This is a genomic window from Psychrobacter sp. G, from assembly GCF_000418305.1.
In the GTDB taxonomy this organism is placed as follows: Bacteria; Pseudomonadota; Gammaproteobacteria; order Pseudomonadales; family Moraxellaceae; genus Psychrobacter; species Psychrobacter cryohalolentis.
In genome coordinates, this window is sequence record NC_021661.1 from 1,429,701 (window position 1) to 1,448,437 (window position 18,737).

Sequence of the window (18,737 nt, forward strand, 5' to 3'; positions counted from 1 at the left end):
TACTGTTTTATAGTGCTTTAGTAAGTAACTCTCAAGCCAGATAGGCTTGGTTATACACTCATATTAATCATATATATATAGCTTAGCTGCGCATACTCGCTAACATATGAGCAAGCTCATCACGCGCACCAATAAAGCCGTCAATGCCTTTTGGTAAAAGATCTTGAGTAATGGTATCTTGTTGATAGGCGCTACTGAATTCTTCAGCGCTTAAGCTCACTCGTGTCATATCTGTCATGTCCATTGACATACTTTCTGATAATTGACGTGTAATCTCGATATCCATTGCTGCTAGCTCATCAATGAGGTCAGGTGCAATGGTCAATAAATCACAGCCTGCCAGCGCCAATATTTGCTCAGTTGAGCGGAAACTTGCGCCCATTACCTGCGTTTTATAGCCATGCTGCTTGTAGTATTGATAAATGAGCTTAACCGATTGTACGCCCATGTCATCAGAGACAGGTATGTTTTGACGGTTTTGCTGGCGTTTTTGCCAATCCAAAATACGTCCAACAAAAGGGGATATCAAGGTCACACCAGCATCTGCACAAGCGATAGCTTGATGTTGCCCAAAGAGCAAGGTGAGATTGCAGTGTATACCTTGAGTTTCAAGGTAGCGTGCCGCCTCAATACCTTGCCAAGTCGCTGCCATCTTAATCAACACACGCTCTGAGTCGATACCTGCTTTTTGATAGGCTTCCATGAATGCCAATGCCTTATCAATGGTCGCTTGTGTGTCATAGGACAAGCGAGCATCGACCTCAGTTGAGACACGTCCTTCAATTAAAGATAAAATATTACAGCCGATTTGAATGGTTAGCTCATCAATTACCGCATCAATATCATCTCGATGGCGGCTCATGGTTTCTGATAATACCGCTTCATTATCAGGATGGATCAGTGCTTTGGTAATTAGACTTGGATTGGTGGTCGCATCGATAGGTTTTAGACGCTCAATGGCGGCAAGATCGCCTGTATCAGCGACAATGGTAGTCATAGTGCGAAGCTGTTGTAATGCGCTCATCAGATATCCTTGGTATTATTCATTAATGGTGTTATTTTCTTATGGATGGTTGTGGTCTATTATGGATAAAATTCCATGTCCGTTTAAACTGTAACATAGATTTGGGCACATGTTACCTGATAGTTTTAGCAGGCTAAGCCCGTATATCGCTTAACTATGCTAAGATTTATAGCGATTTGCCACTTTACGTTCATTTACGAATGGGCACTGTCCGTAGTTTTTGTTATAGTAGAGCCGGTCAGTGGTTGAGCTTTACGAATACTACGAACTTTACCAAGAACATAGTGCTGCTTTAAAAAACCAATAATGATAAATTGGTGATATAAGAGCAAAAATATTTATGTCCTTTAAAAAGTCTTCATGTCTTTTAATGAAGTATTTATGGTCATCATTGACAAGTAGTTATACCTAACAGTAATAAAATCTAAAAAAGGATGGGCGGTAATGAGTGAGCAGTCACCAGAACAAAACAATGATAATCTAAACCAAACCACCGCAAGCATCAGTACTACCGCAACGGATAAAGAGTTTTTGAATACATTGCGCGGCAGTATCGATGCGGTAGACTGCGAAATTCAGACGCTGATTAACAATCGTGCCAAATTGGCTCAGCAAGTGGCGAGCGTGAAAAAGAACCACATTGCCAATGATTCTGCTGCTGAAAATGCCAACCCTATCTTTTATCGTCCAGAGCGTGAGGCGCAAGTGCTAAAAGCCGTCATGGAGCGTAATGAAGGACCTATTGCCGATGAAAAAATGGCACGCTTGTTTCGAGAGATTATGTCGGTATGCCTTGATTTAGAAGCGCCGCAGCGCATTGCGTTTTTGGGTCCACTGGGCACTTTTACTCATGCCGCTGCATTAAAGCACTTTGGTAAAGCGGCGGATACTGTACCGCTGAATACCATTACTGATGTGTTTCGTGAAGTCGAAGCGGGCACCGCAATGTATGGCGTTGTGCCCGTTGAAAACTCATCTGAAGGCGTAGTCAACCATACGCTAGATGGCTTTTTATCTTCTACATTAAAAATAATCGGTGAAGTCGAGCTGCCGATTCATCAAAACTTTTTGGTCGCTGAACATACCAAACTTGATGGGTTAAGCCGTATTTACTCGCACCAGCAATCATTGGCGCAGTGTCGTCATTGGCTTGATGTGAATTATCCCAATGTCGAGCGTGTTGCGGTATCGAGTAATGGTGAAGCGGCACGTCGCTTGAAGAACGAGTGGCACTCGGCAGCGATTGCGGGTGACGTGGCAGCAGCAGAATATGATTTGCATAAGCTTTATTCAAATATCGAAGACAATCCAAGCAATACGACCCGTTTCTTGATTATTGGTCATGAAGCAATTGCACCATCAGGTCAAGATAAAACCTCAATTATGGTTTCAGCGCATGACAAAGCGGGCGCTCTGATCGAAATATTAAAGCCTTTGTCTTATCATGGCGTGTCTATGACCAGCATTGAAACGCGCCCTGAGCGTCCTAATAAATGGGCTTACGTCTTCTTTATTGATATGAATGGGCACATTGAAGACCCAAATGTGAGCGCTGCTATCGCTGATATTCGTCCATTGGTCAAAGACTTACGCGTATTAGGCTCTTATCCCAAAGCAGTACTATAAATTTACTGGTTTCTATGAGTTATTGTTTTATTAGTATTAGCCTCAAGCGTTTATAAATTGCCTTGTCATAAATAGCGGTCACCAGTGACATTAATGGGCTTAGCCAATGATAGGTGCGTTATCACATCTAAGGATTAATCATGCAGTCTGCGCAATCGACAGAGTCAAATTTATTACCGCTCGTACCTGCTTACGAGAGTATTTTGGCGTTGGCACCGTATCAAACTGGTAAGCCTATTGAAGAGCTAACGCGAGAGTATGGCGTCTCAGATGTGGTAAAAATTGCCAGTAATGAGAATCCGATCGGCTGCTCACCGCACGTTACGCTAGCGATTACTGAACAGCTAGGTCAGCTGTCACGTTATCCTGATGGCAATGGTTATTATCTAAAGCAAGCATTGGCTGATTTTAATGATGTCAATGTTGATCAGATTACTTTGGGTAATGGCTCTGATGATTTGCTCGATATCTTGGCGCGTAGTTTTGTAGGTGCAGATGATGCAATCGTTTATAGTCAGTATGCCTTTGTGGTCTATTCGATGCTCGCTAAAATGCAGGGTGCTATGGATGTTGAAGTGCCTGCTCAGCGCTTTGGTCATGACCTAAAAGCTATGAGCCAAGCGGTTCAGGATAACCCCAATACCAAAATCGTCTTTATTGCCAATCCGAACAATCCAACCGGTACGCAGCTTGAACATGCTGAGCTGAGAGAGTTTGTCGCTAGTGTGCCAAGCTCAGTACTGGTGGTGTTAGATGAAGCTTATATTGAATATAGCCCTGAGAGCAATAATCGGGCGCTGTTAGATGAATTTGATAATGTGGTTATTGTTCGCACCTTTTCTAAAGCCTATGGGCTGGCAGGTCTGCGTGTTGGCTATGCGTTAAGCTCGGTAGCTGTGGCAGATTTACTCAATCGCATTCGTCAGCCATTTAATGTGAGCCGCATTGGACTGGCGGCAGCGGCAGCGGCACTTGCGGATCAAGACTTTATTGAAAAAACTCGTCTGATGAATAACGAGCAGATGCGCTGGTTAGAAAAACAGTTTGATGCACTGGGATTGGGTTTTATTAAGTCACATGCCAACTTTATTATGGTCGAAATCGAAGTTGAAATGGAAGATACAAACGCTGCTGTGATTTATCAGGCATTGCTTGAGCAAGGCGTTATTGTGCGACAACTAGAGGTTTATGGTTTGCATAATTGGCTGCGTATTAGTGTAGGGGTCGCAGAAGATAATATGCGTCTGATTGATACTTTGCGCTCTATTTTGACCGATGATTAAATCAATAACTAATAAGTAATTTAATAAGCAACCTAATAATTAAAACAATATGCAAAAAATAAATCACGCCGTAAATATTCAAGCAGCAACTAAACTGACTCCATCCTCTACGCAGCCGCTATTCCAGCAAGTGTGTGTGATAGGTTTGGGTTTGATTGGTGCAAGTCTTGCGCAAGCGATTAAAGACAATGGTTTAGCTGAGCGTATCGTTGCAGTCGATAGACACGAGCCAAGTCTAGAGGAAGCTATTCAACACGGTTTATTAGACGCTGGTAGCTCAGTACTTAATGACGTGATATCTAATAGTGACTTGATAGTGATTGCGGTACCAGTACAAGCGGCACAAGCGGTATTTATAGATATCAAAAATGCAATGGATAGTGGTCTACTTGCTATTGATTGTATTATTACCGATGTATGCAGTACCAAAGTTAATATTATTGATGCTGCCAAGACTGTGTTCGAGACATTGCCTGTCGGGCTTGTGCCTGCACATCCAATTGCTGGTGCCGAAAATTCAGGGTATCATGCTCGCCGCGCTACATTGTTTGTCAATCATAGCGTTATTGTCTGTGAGCTCCAAACGACTAGCCATATAGCAATTGCCAAGCTAAGCCAGTTATGGGAAGCAGTGGGTGCAAGCGTCATGCCGATGGATGCCGCTCATCATGATTCTATATTGGCACATACCAGTCATTTACCGCATTTGCTCGCCTTTAATTTGGTCGAACAGCTGGCAAGCCATGATGATAATTTAGATATTTTCCGCTATGCCGCAGGTGGTTTTCGTGATTTTACCCGCATTGCTGCCAGCGACCCTAAAATGTGGCATGATATATTTTTTGCCAACCAAAACGCGATTGTAAGCGCTCTTGATGAGTACAGCGTTTATTTAAATGATATTCGTCAGCTTATCATTGATAAAGATTCAACCGCCCTGATGGGACTTTTGGGCCGCGCGCAAGCCGCACGGCGACATTTTGGCCATATGTTAGCCAGCACCCCTTATACGGATACTTCTGCCATGTCAGCTTCTTATAATATCACCCCAAGCAACACCGTCTCTGGCACTATTGCCATTCCTGGGGATAAGTCTATCTCTCACCGTAGTATCATGCTTGGTAGCCTTGCTACTGGCGTAACTAAAGTGACTGGATTTTTGGAAGGGGAAGATGCGCTTGCCACTTTGCAAGCGTTTCGCGATATGGGCGTGACCATTGAAGGTCCTGATAATGGTAATTTAACCATTCATGGCGTTGGTATGAATGGCTTAAAGCCAAGCAAAACACCTTTATATATGGGCAATTCTGGCACCAGTATGCGTCTGCTTTCAGGCATCTTAGCAGCGCAAGCATTTGATAGCGTATTGACGGGTGACACTAGCCTAAATAAGCGTCCAATGGAGCGTGTGGCAGCACCATTACGTGAGATGGGTGCGGTGATTCAAAGCACCGGTCAAAAAGGTACAGCGCCACTGAGTATTATTGGTCGAGATAGTGTTGGCAAACCTCTACAAGGGGTTGAATACGATATGCCAGTTGCTTCTGCACAGATTAAATCTTGCTTATTGCTGGCTGGACTTTGGGCGGAAGGCACCACAACCGTTACTCAACCTGAAGTTAGCCGCGATCATACCGAGCGTATGCTTTCAGCTTTTGGTTATCCAGTAACGGTCGATGGCAATCGTATCAGTGTTGAAGGCGGCGGCACGCTCACAGGCGGTAATATCGCAGTACCTGCTGATATCTCATCGGCAGCATTTTTTATGGTGGCTGCAGCTATTAGCCAATGTAGCGAGTTGACTTTGAAGCAAGTCGGTATCAATCCTACGCGTACTGGCATTATTGATATTCTCAAGCTGATGCAAGCGGATATCAGCTTAAGTAATGAGACTCATGTTGGCGGTGAGCCAGTAGCGGATATTACTATTCGAAGCTCAAACTTGGTCGGTATTGAAATACCAGAGTATCTAGTACCACTTGCCATTGACGAATTTCCTGTATTATTTATCGCAGCCAGCTGCGCCCAAGGTCGCACTGTTTTAACGGGCGCAAAAGAGCTGCGTGTCAAAGAGTCAGATCGCATTGCAGTAATGGCAGAAGGCTTGCAGACATTAGGCGTTGACTGTACCGTTACTGAAGATGGTCTTATTATTGAAGGTAAAGGGGCGGTCGGTCAGAGTAATGAGGTGAATAATAGCCAAGCGGTTTTTGGTGGTGGACATATTGTCTCGCATCATGACCACCGTATTGCTATGAGTTTTGCGGTTGCAAGTTTACGCGCCTCTAAGCAGATTACCATTGAAGGCGTTGAAACCGTCAATACCAGCTTCCCAGGATTTGCAGAACTTGCTAACCAAATTGGCATGTCTATTGACGTTGTGAGTGCTTAACGCAATAACTTTAATTTGAGCCAATGATAATAGCTTAGCAATAAAATGAGCTATTAATTTTATTGTTGATTTTATTATTTTAATTATGGTTTTCGGCAGCAATGAGTTGATACGATTTCTAGTATCAACTCATTGCTTTTTACCTTTTATTCTATCTATAGTGACCCTGTACTCTTAACACCAAATTACCATCAATGATAATAATTGGGTGAGGGTGCGCTTTGCTCTAAAAAGTTGTCCTATCTTATGACTACCCAAAATGTCATCAAAAAACCTGCTGCTCCCATTAGAACGACCAGACGTGGTATTGTCACCGCGCTGATAGCTTTTTCTATCTGGGGCGCTTTTCCTTTATACTTTAAGCAATTATCGGACTATAATGCCACTGAAATCATTGGTCACCGTATTGTTTGGACCTTTGCTTGTCTTTTAGTCGTGTTAGTAGTGACCAAGCGCTGGCAGTGGATTGACACGCTAAAGAAAAACCCGAGGTGGATAGCCTATACCTTTGTGTCAGGTATTATCATCGCGATAAACTGGCTCACTTATGTATGGGCGGTCAATAACAACCAGATTTTAGAGGCCAGTTTGGGGTACTTTATTGGACCACTGGTTGGCGTAGGGTTGTCGATGTTACTGTTCAAAGAGCGCCTGCGTACTTTGCAATGGGTTGCAATTGGTTTTGCGCTATTATCAGTCGTTATTCAAGTTGTCATGCTGGGTAGCCTGCCGTGGGTATCGTTAATATTGGCGTTTAGCTTTAGTACTTACGGCACCATTCAGCGCCAAACCCCTCTGACAGCAGTCGATGCAATGTTTGTTGAGACAGCAATGCTATTGCCTATTTTTATCGCATGGTTCTGGCAGTCTGATGTGGCGAGTAGTAATATCAGCTTTTGGTTTACGCCTTCTATTTGGCTGCTTATGTTGGCAGGACCTATTACTCTGATACCGCTATTGATGTTTAACAAATCCACCAAGCTGGTCGCTTATAGTATCCTCAGTTTTATGAATTATCTGACGCCGACCTTTATTTTCTTCTTGGCGGTATTCTATTACAATGAGCCTTTTGATTTACATCGTTTGGCAGTCTTTGGTTTAATTTGGCTGGGTCTGCTATTATTCAGTATCGATCTATGGCGTCATCGCCCAAGTAAGCAGCTAAAAGCAGCACGCCTACGTGAAGAAGCATTAACGTCTAAATAAATCATCAAATTAAAATAGATAGTAAAAATATCATTAACAAGGATGCTTGTATGTTTCATACCCAGTCTGATGTCGTATTTGTAAAAGGCTTAAAAGTAGAGGCAGTGATTGGCGTTTATGAATGGGAGCGCGCCATTACACAGCCGTTATTAATAGACATCGCAATGGAAACTGATATCAGTCGTGCTGCTGTTTCAGATGATGTAAACGATGCGCTAAATTACAAAGAAGTTTGTGATGATGTCAGTGCGTGGTGCCAAGCTATTAAGGCTCAGTTACTTGAACATCTGGCTGGGCAAATCGCTGATAAATTGCTCGAAAAATATAGCTGCGATAAAATTTCCTTAAGTATTGCTAAGCCTACCGCTATTCAACAAGCAGATGCAGTTGGTGTACAAATCACCCGCTATGCCAAAGCCGCATCTAGCGTATCTACCAATCAAGCTAATACTAGCTTGTCTGATGATGCATAAAGCCTTGGTTGATTTATTTGAATCACTGATAAGCTGCGATCCTGAAACGCTGCAAGCACAGCCTGTAAAAGCTGTGCTACTGGCCTTAGGTAGCAACCATGATGCGCAGATACACTTACCGCGTGTCCGAGAGCGATTGACAAGTATTGGTGCTATAACACTCTCAACAGCCTTTCAAAATCCTGACTTCACTGCCACTATAGAATTACCAAAACCTGATTATACCAATCAGTGCATTTACTTGTCTTTGGCAAAGCCTGTAACCTTGCAGCAGCTACAACAATCTTTTAAACAGTTTGAGTGCGATTGTCAAAGACAGCGTTTAAAAGAATCATCCACAAGTATAAAACAAGTCACGATGGATATTGATATATTGCTTGTTAAATTGGATAAAGATAATAGCCTAAGCAAAAATAATGATTCTGAATGGATAATAATGGCAAATCGCTATCCATTTAAAGCGCATGAGAGAGCAGGGATAAAAGAATTGGTAGCGGGGATTTGACAGTTGTAAAACGAAAAATCTAAGCTGAGCTTAATACTAAACTCAGCCCAAGAATAAAAGGTTATTGCGATTCAGCACCTATCTCATTCATGTCACTTTTGCCAATCACGTCCAAATCTTCTAAGCACAATTTGTCATATTCTTTTTTGCAAAAGTTAGGATCGATTTTGCACATGGCAGTTTGTAGTTGATCTAAACGATTTTCTGATTGTTGAATATGTTCAAGCATTTTAGCAAAGGCTTCAGCAACAGGGTCTTGTGACATGGGATCAATGCCATAAGCTTGAAAAGTGGTTTCGCGCGCTGTGTGATTCGTTGGTTTTTTATCTGCAGGGTTCTCGGTAGAAGCAGCTTGCACCGCTTTTTCTTGTTGATTTGCATCATTGACTTTGGTCGTAATAGGATTGCCTTTTTCGTCATGATGCTCTGATATCATACGCGCAGCATTACCGACCATGGTTGCGCCTGCTGGCACTGCTTTAACCACGACAGCATTTGAACCAATTTTAGCGCCTTTACCAACAGTGAATGGTCCTAATACTTTAGCACCGGCACCGACGATGACGCCATCTTCCAAAGTAGGGTGGCGTTTGCCATTATTCCAAGAAACGCCGCCAAGCGTGACGCCATGATAAAGGGTCACATCATTACCAATCTCTGCTGTCTCGCCAATGACGATACCCATGCCATGGTCAATAAAAAACCGACGACCGATCTTAGCAGCAGGATGAATCTCGATACCAGTGATGATACGCGAGCCATAAGAAATCACTCGAGCCGCAAGCTTTTGCTCATTTTGCCAAAGACAATGCGCGCCGCGATGTAGAATAAGCGCGTGGATGCCAGGGTAAGTTAAGATTACCTCTAGACTATTACGCGCAGCAGGGTCGCGATTGAATACCGCATCGATATCTTCTTTTAGGTCTCTTTTGATGCGGACGAGCGATTTGAATAAAGCAGTTGGCAATGACATAAATCGTCCTATCGTATTTTTGGTTACAATCTCTTTAGTTATAGCAGTTTTATAGCAAAAAATATAGCAATGTACTTTAAATAAAAAATCGTCTGTAGATAAAACGCCAATAATTAGCGCTTCATCTACAGACGATTATCCTTTAGCTATCACTGACAATATATTTGAGCAATTCAACAATCTGCTCAGGCGTTTGCGCCCATGCCATTGCCGCGGCATCCACTTCTTTTAGCGGATGAATAATATCCTCAGCATGCAATGTGATATACGGTTTGCCCAACGCGGCGCAATAACCGGCATCGAATGCGGCGTTCCACTGCTTATATTTATCACCGAAACGAATAATAGCAATGTCACACTTTTGGATCATATTTTTGGTGCGAATCGCATTAACTTTGGATGATTTATGATCGCGCCAGAATCCATTGTCATCTTTACCGAGTACATCACCTGCCGCATCGCTGGCTTCATGCTCAGTCACTGCTGAGATAAAGGTAATGTCTAAACCCTGGTCTTTCGCGCCTTGCATAATTTTCTGTCGCCAGTCAGTGTGTATTTCTCCGGATAAGTAAACAGTCCAATTCATCGTAAATCCCTTTTTATTGTTAAATGATATAACTACCTGTACTACTAATAATGCCCATAGTGGCAAGAAAATTAACTTATTGAATGTTAGTCTTTTAAAAGTTTTGCTAGCAGAGCACTGAGTAATTGATACTCTTTTTGGTCGAGCTGAATACGTGAACCGAGTCTAGATAAGCGTGATGGCAGCGATTTTAAGTTTTCACTATCTGCCAGTTTGTGTTGAACCATCAATGCAGTGGTACGCTCAGTAAGCAGTTGCAATTGCTGTTGAGTAATCGCTGGCTCATCCCATTGCTGGCGCACATAGGTATTAAGCATCCCTTGTTCAAGCGTCTCTAGGTTGTCAGTTACCTGTGCTATATCATTAACTTCGCTGTCAGCTTGGATATGAGTTTGTGCATAAGCATAAATAAAGCTTGCGATCACTTGAACGGCTGAAGCGACATTGAGCACTGGATAAGCAGGATTGGCATCAATTTGAACATGATAGTCAGCATAAGCCAATTCTTCATTGGTCAAGCCGCGATCTTCACGCCCAAACAGGATGGCAATATTGGGCGCTGTATTAATGTCGTGCCCGTCAATCGTGCTTTGCTTATCAATAAAATCCAGCATGATTTTGGCAGCTTGTGTCGGCGTGACCACAGGACGCGGCAAATGACGGCTACGACTACTGGCCGCAAATACCAACTGGCAATCAGCGATAGCAGACTCAAGCGTTGGTGCGATGATTGCTGATGATAGCAAATCACTGCCACCAGCAGCATGAGAAACGCTAGTGTCATCAATCGGTAATTTCGGATCAACCACCGTCAATCTCGATAACCCCATGGTGTGCATGGCGCGTGCTGCTGAACCAATATTGGCAGGCAATGTCGTATTGACCATCACTACTTGAACACAAGACAAATAATTGCTGACGTTTGGTACTGCTGTTGCTAAAGATAAGGGTGCATTGTTACTCATTATTGTCCTAGTCGCTGGTTGATGTCTTGCTCAGCACGTTGCAATGCAACTGCGATGTCCTCGATAAGAGGGGCTTGTTCGCTGATAAGACGCTTACGGCAAAGCTCTTGCAATTGACTGCCAAGACGCGTCATTTGGGTTGCGCCCAAATTGACACTGGCTCCTTTTAGTGCATGAGCAAGCTCAAAGCCATTGGCATTATCTTCTTCTTGCTGAGCTTGTCTTAGTTTTGTGATACGGCGACGACAATCAGTAAAATAGACTTGTATCAAATCGACAAAGTCTTCTTCTAATAAGTCGCGCATATCTTCAAACTGCTCAGTATTGATAATCTCGTCATCAGTTATGGCGGTCATATCTTTGTTCGTAATAGTAGCCATAGTCATGTTCCAATAGGATTAAAGTTAGCGCAGAAAGAATTATTATAATAAATATTTTCCTACTAATGAATATGCTAACGATAATACATTCGTTAGCTGTAGTGAAAATGTAAGTTATCTTCGCTAATCATGCTTTTTAGCTGCTGTAAATTATCATCATTTGGATAGATGCGCCAATGCTCAGACAGTCCTACATTGGCAATGCCATATTCTTCATAAATACTGAGTCCAAGGGGTAGGCAATTATCTCTAATAGAGACGTCGGTGTTGCTCAAAGCGTTGTTGGCGTAGCTTTTGTTACTTAGGCTTTGGTCAGTGTCGTTTAAATAAGCATCTTGTGCCATATTATTCTCTAATGCCAATAAATCATTACCATTTTCATCATATAGACTGCCACCCATTGAGGTATTATAACCGACAAAACTATTGTTATTAGTATTGTCGCTTTGCTCGTCTTGCTCGTCTTGCTCGTCTTGCTCATCGTTATGAGATGTTTTTGGTACTGGAATCATGCTGACTTGTGCCGATTTCAGTAAAGGCTGCATGCGTGTCAGCAGCTCGATATCACTACCATGAATTTTAATACTGATTTTTTTGAGCCATCTTAGGCGAGCATCGACCATACTCATGGCATTATCAAGACGAGCAAATAAACGCCCATCACGTTCACGGATGCTGCCTTTAATTATGACGACTTCATCTATTTTTAACTGTTCTTTAACACGGTTAAAGCGCTCAGCATAACAGCTGACCTCTAACCTTGATGTCCCATCGTCTAAAGTAATAACGTTACGAGTACCAAAGTTGGCGATATCAATGACAAGACCAGCAAAATAGCAGCTACCGTTATAGCCCGTATCAGTCAATTTATCGAGACGAGCACCTGAGGTATAGCGTTTGAGCTCGTCTCGATATTCATCGATAGGATGTCCGGTCAAATAAAGCCCTAGAGTATTTTTCTCTGCTTTTAGGCGGTGTTTATCACCCCAAATTAGCTCTGGCGTCATAACGAGTGGTGGGGCACCGACGACACCATCCATTTCACCAAACAAATCCATCATACCGATTTCACGGTTTTGACGGTCTTGCTCAGCCGCCTGTACCGCACTTGGCAGCTGACTCATTAATGCACCGCGAATCTCGTAGGCTTCATCGGCTGGCAAGTCTGGACGTAAAGTCGCCGCAAAGTCATCAAAACAGCCAGCACTTACCAAGGCTTCAAGCGTGCGTTTATTGACCTTTTTGATATCAACGCGACGGCAAAAATCATATAGATCTTTAAAAGGTCCTTCACGTCTTCGTGCATCGACAATAGACTCGACCGCGCCTTCACCGACCCCTTTAATCGCACCCAAGCCATAAATAATATTGGTCGGGGTATCAGCAACAAAATGCCACTCACTACGATTAACCGATGGATTAACCACGGTCAAATCAAAGTTTTCACGGCAGTCATTGATAAAGAACACGACGTTATCGGTGTTGTTCATATCTGATGTCAATACCGCCGCCATAAATTCAGCAGGGTAGTACTGCTTTAGATACGCGGTCTGATAAGCAAGTACGCCATATGCGGCAGAATGCGAGCGGTTAAAACCGTAACCGGCGAACTTTTCCATCAAGTCAAATACGCCCCCTGATGTCGCTTCATCAATACCTTGTGCCGTAGCACCCGTGACAAAAATATCGCGCTGTTTTGCCATCTCTTCAGGTTTCTTTTTACCCATAGCTCGGCGGAGCATATCAGCACCGCCTAAGCTATAGCCAGCCATCACCTGCGAGATTTGCATCACTTGTTCTTGATAGACGATAACGCCGTTAGTGTTTTCTAAAATCGGCTCAAGATTGGGATGGTCATAAATGACTTCTTCGCGACCATGCTTACGGTCGATATACATCTCTACCATGCCTGCATCGAGTGGACCTGGGCGATACAGCGCACACATGGCAATCACGTCTTCGATGTTGGTCGGTTGTAATTTCGCCAAATATTTTTTCATACCCATACTTTCAAGCTGAAAGACAGCAGTGGTCTTAGCATCTTGCAAGAGCTTGTAGGCTTTAGCATCATCTAACGGCAGGTCTTCTAACACCAACGCATCTTTGCCTTCTTTTGCACGGCGCAGGTTGATATTTCTGACAGCAGCATCAATCACGGTCAAGTTACGTAGACCCAAAAAGTCAAACTTCACCAGCCCAACCGCTTCAACATCATCTTTATCAAACTGACTGACGCGGTGACCTTCATCATCACAATAAATGGCGCTAAAATCGGTGATTTTATGCGGGGCGATTAGTACGCCACCGGCATGTTTACCGACGTTTCGACACACACCTTCCAGCTTAATCGCCATCTCCCATACTTCGATAGCATCTTCATAATCCATATTATCAGGATTGGAGATTAAGTCTTTAAGTTGCGGCTCTTGCTCAAGCGCCTGACTGAGCGTGATACCGGGAGTTTTTGGGATAAGTTTCGACATTTTACTGGCAAGAAAGTATGATTTGCTTTGTACCCGCGCCACATCTCGTACCACTGCTTTTGCTGCCATGGTACCAAAGGTAATAATCTGCGACACCGCTTCACGCCCATAAGTTTGCGCCACATAATCAATGACGCGATCACGACCTTCAATACAAAAGTCAATATCGAAATCGGGCATTGAGACACGTTCAGGATTTAAGAAGCGCTCAAATAGTAGATCGTAATGAATAGGGTCGAGGTCGGTAATATTGAGCGCATAAGCCACGAGAGAGCCTGCACCAGAACCACGACCGGGACCGACTGGTACGCCATTGGCTTTTGCCCAGCGGATAAAGTCCATCACGATCAGGAAATAACCGGGGAATCCCATTGATAAGATAACCTTGAGCTCATACTCTAAGCGGTCATCGTATCTTTGGCGGATATCACTCCAATTATCACTGCGCGCGTCAACTGGAAAGAGCTTGTCTAAACGATTGTCAAGCCCACGCTGCGATTCTAAGCGAAAGAAAGATTCAGTGGTCTCGCCCTCAGGTACTGGAAACTCTGGTAGGACATTAATACCCAGCGTCAAGGTCACATTACAGCGAGTTGCTAAGCGCAAGGTATTATCAATCACCTGCGGAATATCAGCAAATAGCTGTTCCATCTGCGCTTGGGTCTTGAGGTACTGCTCATCTGAATAAGTCTGTGGGCGATTTTGGTCGGCAAGTACATAAGAGCCAGCAATACAAACTCGCGCTTCATGAGCATCAAAATCATCTTGCTTTAAGAAGCGCACGTCATTATGGGCAATGATGGGGATGTTGTGCTTAGCACCTGAATGAATAGCAGCTTTAATAAAGGCATCTTCGCCAGTACGATTGGTGCGTTTAATCGCAAAATATAAGCGATCAGCAAACTGCGCTTGCCATTCTGTCAGTAGCTCATCGGCTTTTTCTGGCATGGAGCCAATCAATGCTTGCCCAACGTCTGACTTTTCAGTGAATAAGACAATGACACCTGCCGCATGCGCTAAAATATGGCTGCGTTTAATAACAGGAGTACCGTGATTAACAGGATCAGCACGTCCTTCGGTGAAGCCAAGCGATACGATACGAGTGATGTTTTGATAGCCTTCGTTGTTCATCGCCAATAAAGTTAAGCGCGTGTCTTCATTCTCCATGATGACTTCGCTGCCGATAATGGGCTTGATACCTGCACCTAAGCAGGCACGATAGAATTTCACCGTTGCATACAGGTTGGATAGATCCGTCAAGGCAAGGGCGCTTTGATTGTCTGCCGCCGCCGCTTTAACCAACGGCTTGATACGGACGATAGAATCGGTAATAGAATATTCGCTGTGGATGCCAAGGTGTACAAATGCCATAGAAGACTCTTACGGATGCAAACAAAAGGAAATGGTACGAGTTAGTGTCAGAGATAAATTAAGAAAGACCGCTAGTGATTTATTATATAAAACTTATTATATCAATATCTTGTATTAAATTATTAATAAATTAGTATGCCGATAACTGTGCTATATAAGCTTTATCTCAGCTGCTAATAATAGCATTGTTTGGTACATACAGCCACTCATTCGGAGTTATCAAATAGCATAGTATGTTATTGATAATGGGCCTAATAATAGAAAAAAGCCTTCTACATCATTATGATATAGGAGGCTTATATGGGGAAAAATTACGATTATTTAGCTAGAATTTAACGCTTATGATGTCTATCATTATATTCTATCCAAAAGTCTGCATTTTCAACGCCTGCTTTTCTAGGGTCAAAGACAGGGTCAAGTCCCAGCTTCATTTGCTCATCATAGTCTTTTAACACTTTTAGCGCCGTTTTACTGAGTAATACGATAGCGATGAAGTTAAGGTAACACATGCTGCCAAAACCAATATCACCTAGCGCCCACATCACGCCAACAGACTGCATGCTACCGGTAAAGCAAACTATTAAGAATATTATTTTTAATAATGGTTTTAAAACAGGGTAGCGCAATTTATTGTCTAAGTATACTAGCGTGGTCTCAGCAATATAGTAATAAGCAATCAAGCAGGTAAAGGCAAACAAGAAGATGGCGATAGCGACAAAGCCACTTCCATATTGGCTAAACACTGTCGATACAGCTGCTTGGGTAAATGCGGTTCCAGCTTCAATGCCTGGCATGTTTTCGACTAGTACCAAGCCTTCTGCTGGAATGACGTTATACATACCAGTAGATAAGATCATAAGTGCAGTAGCGGTACAGACAACAACCGTATCGATATAGATAGAAAAACTCTGTACTAAGCCTTGCTTGGCAGGATGAGATACTTCTGCAGCTGCTGAGCTGAAAGTTGCTTCGCCTGCACCAGCAACGTTAGAGAATACCGCACGGCGGACACCCCAAGATATGGCTAGACCAACGATACCGCCAAATACAGCATCCATACCAAACGCGCTTTTGAAAATCAAGGCGAACATGGCTGGTAGGTTTGAGGCGTTAAACACTAAGACGATGATCATCATCAAAACATAGCCGATCGCCATAATAGGCACGACCTTGCCAGCGAAGCTTGCAATACGTTTTATGCCACCAAATATGATAAATCCTAACAGCGCAACGATAATGAAACCAGTTGCAACAGGTGGGATGTTAAAAGCGGTATTAAAAGAATCAGCGATGGTGTTGGCCTGTACGCCAGGCACCAAAACACCATAAGAAAGACAAGTCACCGTAGCTACTAAAATAGCAAAGGGTTTCATCTTTAGGCCACGCTCGATATAAAAGGGTGAGCCGCCACGATACTGGTCATCAACGGTATGCTTATATACCTGTGCAAGTGTTGATTCGATAAAGGCACTGGCACCGCCAAGCAGACCCATGACTATCATCCAAAATACTGCGCCAGGTCCACCAGCTGCGATAGCGGTGGCAACCCCTGCAATGTTACCGACGCCGATTCGGCCTGATAAGGCCATACTAAAGGCTTGGAATGAGCTAATACCTTGGGTTGAGGTTTGCTTGTCAAACAACAGCCTAACCATCTCTTTAAGATAGCGAAACTGTACACCGCGGGTCATCACGGTAAAATAAATGCCGACACCGAGTGCCAAATAAACTAACGCATCGCTCCATATATAGCCGACGATGGTATTAATAATCGCTTCCATGGCCTTACTTCCCTGTAAGTATGTGACTAAAGGCTTAAATCATTTAAGCTGTTGTTTTAATTGATGACTGTACTGACTGAATACGTTTGTTAATTAACCAGCCAAATGGTTTTGGTCTGTGCGTATTGTGCTAAGGCTTCTAAACCATTGTCACGACCGCCAAACCCTGATTGCTTATAACCGCCAAACGGTGTCGTTATATCACCTTCTGAAAAACCATTGATGGAAACCGTACCCGCTTTAATGGACGATGCCACACGATAAGCGCGCTTGATGTTCTGGGTGTAAAAAGAAGCGGCGAGCCCATAGTTGCTCTCATTGGCTAATTTGATGGCTTCTTCTTCAGTCTCAAAGCTTGTCACCGCCAGCAAAGGGCCAAAGACTTCTTCTTTAAACAAAGTCATGTCAGCGCTGACATCGTCAAATATCGTCGGCTCGATATACCAGCCACTGCCTAAATCTTCACGAATGTTGCCACCTGCAACGATCGTTGCGCCTTCCTCTTTTGCAGTCTGTAAGTAATGACAAACCTTATCGAAATGTGCTTTTTCAATCATAGGGCCAATGGCAGTATCAGGGTTGTAAGGTGAGCCGACCTTCCAATCTTTTAAGCCATTTTTTAGCTGCTCAAGCAGCGCTTGTTTTTGACTGCTGTGGACTAACAAGCGCGAGCCGCAACTACAATTTTCACTCATATTCCAAAATGCGGCTGATAAGATGTCGTTAATGGCAGCATCATCGAGTACGGCATCATCAAAGACGATTTGTGGGCTTTTACCGCCGCATTCTAAGACGATTTCTTTTAGATTGCTTTGTGCCGAATACTGTAAGAACAAACGTCCGACCTCAGTCGAGCCAGTGAACGAAACCATATCGACATCCATATGCTGCCCAAGTGCGGCACCGACATTTTCACCAAGGCCACAGACCATTTGCAGCGCTTCTCTGGGCACGCCAGCTTCATAGGCAAGCTCGGTTAAACGATAAGCCGATAGAGAGGTCAGCTCAGCAGGTTTAACAATAACGGAGTTGCCCATAATGAGAGCAGGGGCGACTTTCCAAGCGTACATTTGGGCTGGGAAGTTCCAAGGTAATACCGCACCAACGACACCAATGGGCTCTTGCACGATAAGTCCTAAAGCTGCGCTACCTGTCGGCGCGACTTTGCCAAATACCTTATCAGCGGCCTCGGCATACCATTCAAAAGTTTCAATAGTCGCTGGCATGTCAGTGTTTAAGCATTCGGTAATCGGCTTGCCCGCATCCACACAATCTAATGCTGCCAGCTCCTCGACGTGCTCATGCATGAGTGCACACCAGCGCTGCATAATAGCCTTGCGCTCAGCAGGAGCCAGACGACGCCATTCACCGTTTTCAAAAGCATCGCGAGCGACTTGCACGGCAGTACCGACATCATCGCTAGTACCTGAAGCAATCTGACCGATAATACTGTTATCAATCGGCGTGTAATTGTCCAAAGTAGCTTCTGATAAGCCATCTGCTGCTATTAAGTGACCCGCCCATAATTGCTGCTGTTTTGCTTTCTCAAATACTTGCTCTTTAGTGGCTTGTTCTTTAGTGCTCATTTTTCTAATCCTTGTCTGCTAAATTTGATGCCATCGATTCGAGATTTGAATACGGCATCAAATTTAGCGTGGGTTATCCTTGACATTATTTCTACTAAGCTGA

At 43.6% G+C, this 18,737-nt stretch carries 14 protein-coding genes; 6 read left to right on the forward strand and 8 right to left on the reverse strand.

What is annotated here, in order from left to right; translation table 11 throughout:
• Window positions 1-82 precede the first annotated feature (82 nt).
• Window positions 83-1,024, reverse strand: a complete 942-nt coding sequence (locus PSYCG_RS06020; protein WP_020443403.1) for a transaldolase — start codon at window positions 1,022-1,024, stop codon at window positions 83-85.
• A 444-nt stretch (window positions 1,025-1,468) separates the two neighbouring features.
• On the opposite strand from PSYCG_RS06020, the gene pheA reads away from it, so the two are divergent.
• The 6 genes from pheA to PSYCG_RS06050 all read left to right on the forward strand — a co-directional run bounded on the left by pheA (window position 1,469) and on the right by PSYCG_RS06050 (window position 8,509).
• Complete coding sequence (gene pheA, locus PSYCG_RS06025) at window positions 1,469-2,650, forward strand: prephenate dehydratase (RefSeq protein WP_011513537.1); 1,182 nt, start codon at window positions 1,469-1,471, stop codon at window positions 2,648-2,650.
• 140 nt (window positions 2,651-2,790) lie between these two features.
• The gene (gene hisC, locus PSYCG_RS06030; protein ID WP_020443404.1) at window positions 2,791-3,933 is read left to right on the forward strand and encodes a histidinol-phosphate transaminase; all 1,143 of its coding nucleotides are present in this window, start codon (window positions 2,791-2,793) and stop codon (window positions 3,931-3,933) included.
• A 49-nt stretch (window positions 3,934-3,982) separates the two neighbouring features.
• Window positions 3,983-6,325: a bifunctional prephenate dehydrogenase/3-phosphoshikimate 1-carboxyvinyltransferase gene (locus PSYCG_RS06035; RefSeq protein WP_020443405.1), complete on the forward strand. Its 2,343-nt coding sequence runs from the start codon at window positions 3,983-3,985 to the stop codon at window positions 6,323-6,325.
• A gap of 246 nt (window positions 6,326-6,571) precedes the next feature.
• The gene (gene rarD / locus PSYCG_RS06040; RefSeq protein ID WP_041772536.1) at window positions 6,572-7,531 is read left to right on the forward strand and encodes an EamA family transporter RarD; all 960 of its coding nucleotides are present in this window, start codon (window positions 6,572-6,574) and stop codon (window positions 7,529-7,531) included.
• A 50-nt stretch (window positions 7,532-7,581) separates the two neighbouring features.
• Entirely contained in the window at window positions 7,582-8,004 is a 423-nt protein-coding gene (folB, locus tag PSYCG_RS06045; RefSeq protein ID WP_011513541.1) for a dihydroneopterin aldolase, read from the forward strand.
• Window positions 7,994-8,509 (forward strand): 2-amino-4-hydroxy-6-hydroxymethyldihydropteridine diphosphokinase, encoded by a 516-nt coding sequence (locus PSYCG_RS06050; protein ID WP_020443407.1) that lies wholly within the window; start codon window positions 7,994-7,996, stop codon window positions 8,507-8,509. Before folB ends, PSYCG_RS06050 begins: the two co-directional genes overlap by 11 nt.
• 61 nt (window positions 8,510-8,570) lie before the next feature.
• Here the strand turns inward: PSYCG_RS06050 and cysE are convergent, their stop codons facing one another.
• The 7 genes from cysE to PSYCG_RS06085 form a co-directional block, all read right to left on the reverse strand.
• Window positions 8,571-9,443: a serine O-acetyltransferase gene (cysE, locus tag PSYCG_RS06055; RefSeq protein ID WP_410477350.1), complete on the reverse strand. Its 873-nt coding sequence runs from the start codon at window positions 9,441-9,443 to the stop codon at window positions 8,571-8,573.
• Between the two features lie 181 nt (window positions 9,444-9,624).
• The gene (locus tag PSYCG_RS06060; RefSeq protein ID WP_020443409.1) at window positions 9,625-10,068 is read right to left on the reverse strand and encodes a YtoQ family protein; all 444 of its coding nucleotides are present in this window, start codon (window positions 10,066-10,068) and stop codon (window positions 9,625-9,627) included.
• 86 nt (window positions 10,069-10,154) lie between these two features.
• The gene (locus tag PSYCG_RS06065; protein WP_020443410.1) at window positions 10,155-11,033 is read right to left on the reverse strand and encodes an RNA methyltransferase; all 879 of its coding nucleotides are present in this window, start codon (window positions 11,031-11,033) and stop codon (window positions 10,155-10,157) included.
• A complete protein-coding gene (locus tag PSYCG_RS06070; protein WP_020443411.1) occupies window positions 11,033-11,413 on the reverse strand; it encodes an Hpt domain-containing protein in 381 nt (126 codons plus the stop codon). The genes PSYCG_RS06065 and PSYCG_RS06070 overlap by 1 nt, the downstream gene beginning before the upstream one ends.
• Before the next feature lie 92 nt (window positions 11,414-11,505).
• Window positions 11,506-15,267, reverse strand: a complete 3,762-nt coding sequence (gene dnaE / locus PSYCG_RS06075) for a DNA polymerase III subunit alpha (RefSeq protein WP_020443412.1) — start codon at window positions 15,265-15,267, stop codon at window positions 11,506-11,508.
• Window positions 15,268-15,599: 332 nt separating this feature from the next.
• The gene (locus PSYCG_RS06080) at window positions 15,600-17,048 is read right to left on the reverse strand and encodes an alanine/glycine:cation symporter family protein (RefSeq protein ID WP_020443413.1); all 1,449 of its coding nucleotides are present in this window, start codon (window positions 17,046-17,048) and stop codon (window positions 15,600-15,602) included.
• A gap of 89 nt (window positions 17,049-17,137) precedes the next feature.
• Window positions 17,138-18,634, reverse strand: a complete 1,497-nt coding sequence (locus PSYCG_RS06085) for an aldehyde dehydrogenase (RefSeq protein WP_020443414.1) — start codon at window positions 18,632-18,634, stop codon at window positions 17,138-17,140.
• Between the last annotated feature and the right edge of the window lie 103 nt (window positions 18,635-18,737).

Bases quoted from the DNA above. Each gene is read 5' to 3' on its own strand.
- PSYCG_RS06070 (WP_020443411.1), bottom strand. From the start codon at position 11,413: ATGGCTACTATTACGAACAAAGATATGACCGCCATAACTGATGACGAG.
- PSYCG_RS06080 (WP_020443413.1), bottom strand. From the start codon at position 17,048: ATGGAAGCGATTATTAATACCATCGTCGGCTATATATGGAGCGATGCG.
- dnaE (WP_020443412.1), bottom strand. From the start codon at position 15,267: ATGGCATTTGTACACCTTGGCATCCACAGCGAATATTCTATTACCGAT.
- PSYCG_RS06050 (WP_020443407.1), top strand. From the start codon at position 7,994: ATGATGCATAAAGCCTTGGTTGATTTATTTGAATCACTGATAAGCTGC.
- pheA (WP_011513537.1), top strand. From the start codon at position 1,469: ATGAGTGAGCAGTCACCAGAACAAAACAATGATAATCTAAACCAAACC.
- hisC (WP_020443404.1), top strand. From the start codon at position 2,791: ATGCAGTCTGCGCAATCGACAGAGTCAAATTTATTACCGCTCGTACCT.
- PSYCG_RS06065 (WP_020443410.1), bottom strand. From the start codon at position 11,033: ATGAGTAACAATGCACCCTTATCTTTAGCAACAGCAGTACCAAACGTC.
- PSYCG_RS06060 (WP_020443409.1), bottom strand. From the start codon at position 10,068: ATGAATTGGACTGTTTACTTATCCGGAGAAATACACACTGACTGGCGA.
- folB (WP_011513541.1), top strand. From the start codon at position 7,582: ATGTTTCATACCCAGTCTGATGTCGTATTTGTAAAAGGCTTAAAAGTA.
- PSYCG_RS06085 (WP_020443414.1), bottom strand. From the start codon at position 18,634: ATGAGCACTAAAGAACAAGCCACTAAAGAGCAAGTATTTGAGAAAGCA.
- PSYCG_RS06020 (WP_020443403.1), bottom strand. From the start codon at position 1,024: ATGAGCGCATTACAACAGCTTCGCACTATGACTACCATTGTCGCTGAT.
- rarD (WP_041772536.1), top strand. From the start codon at position 6,572: ATGACTACCCAAAATGTCATCAAAAAACCTGCTGCTCCCATTAGAACG.
- PSYCG_RS06035 (WP_020443405.1), top strand. From the start codon at position 3,983: ATGCAAAAAATAAATCACGCCGTAAATATTCAAGCAGCAACTAAACTG.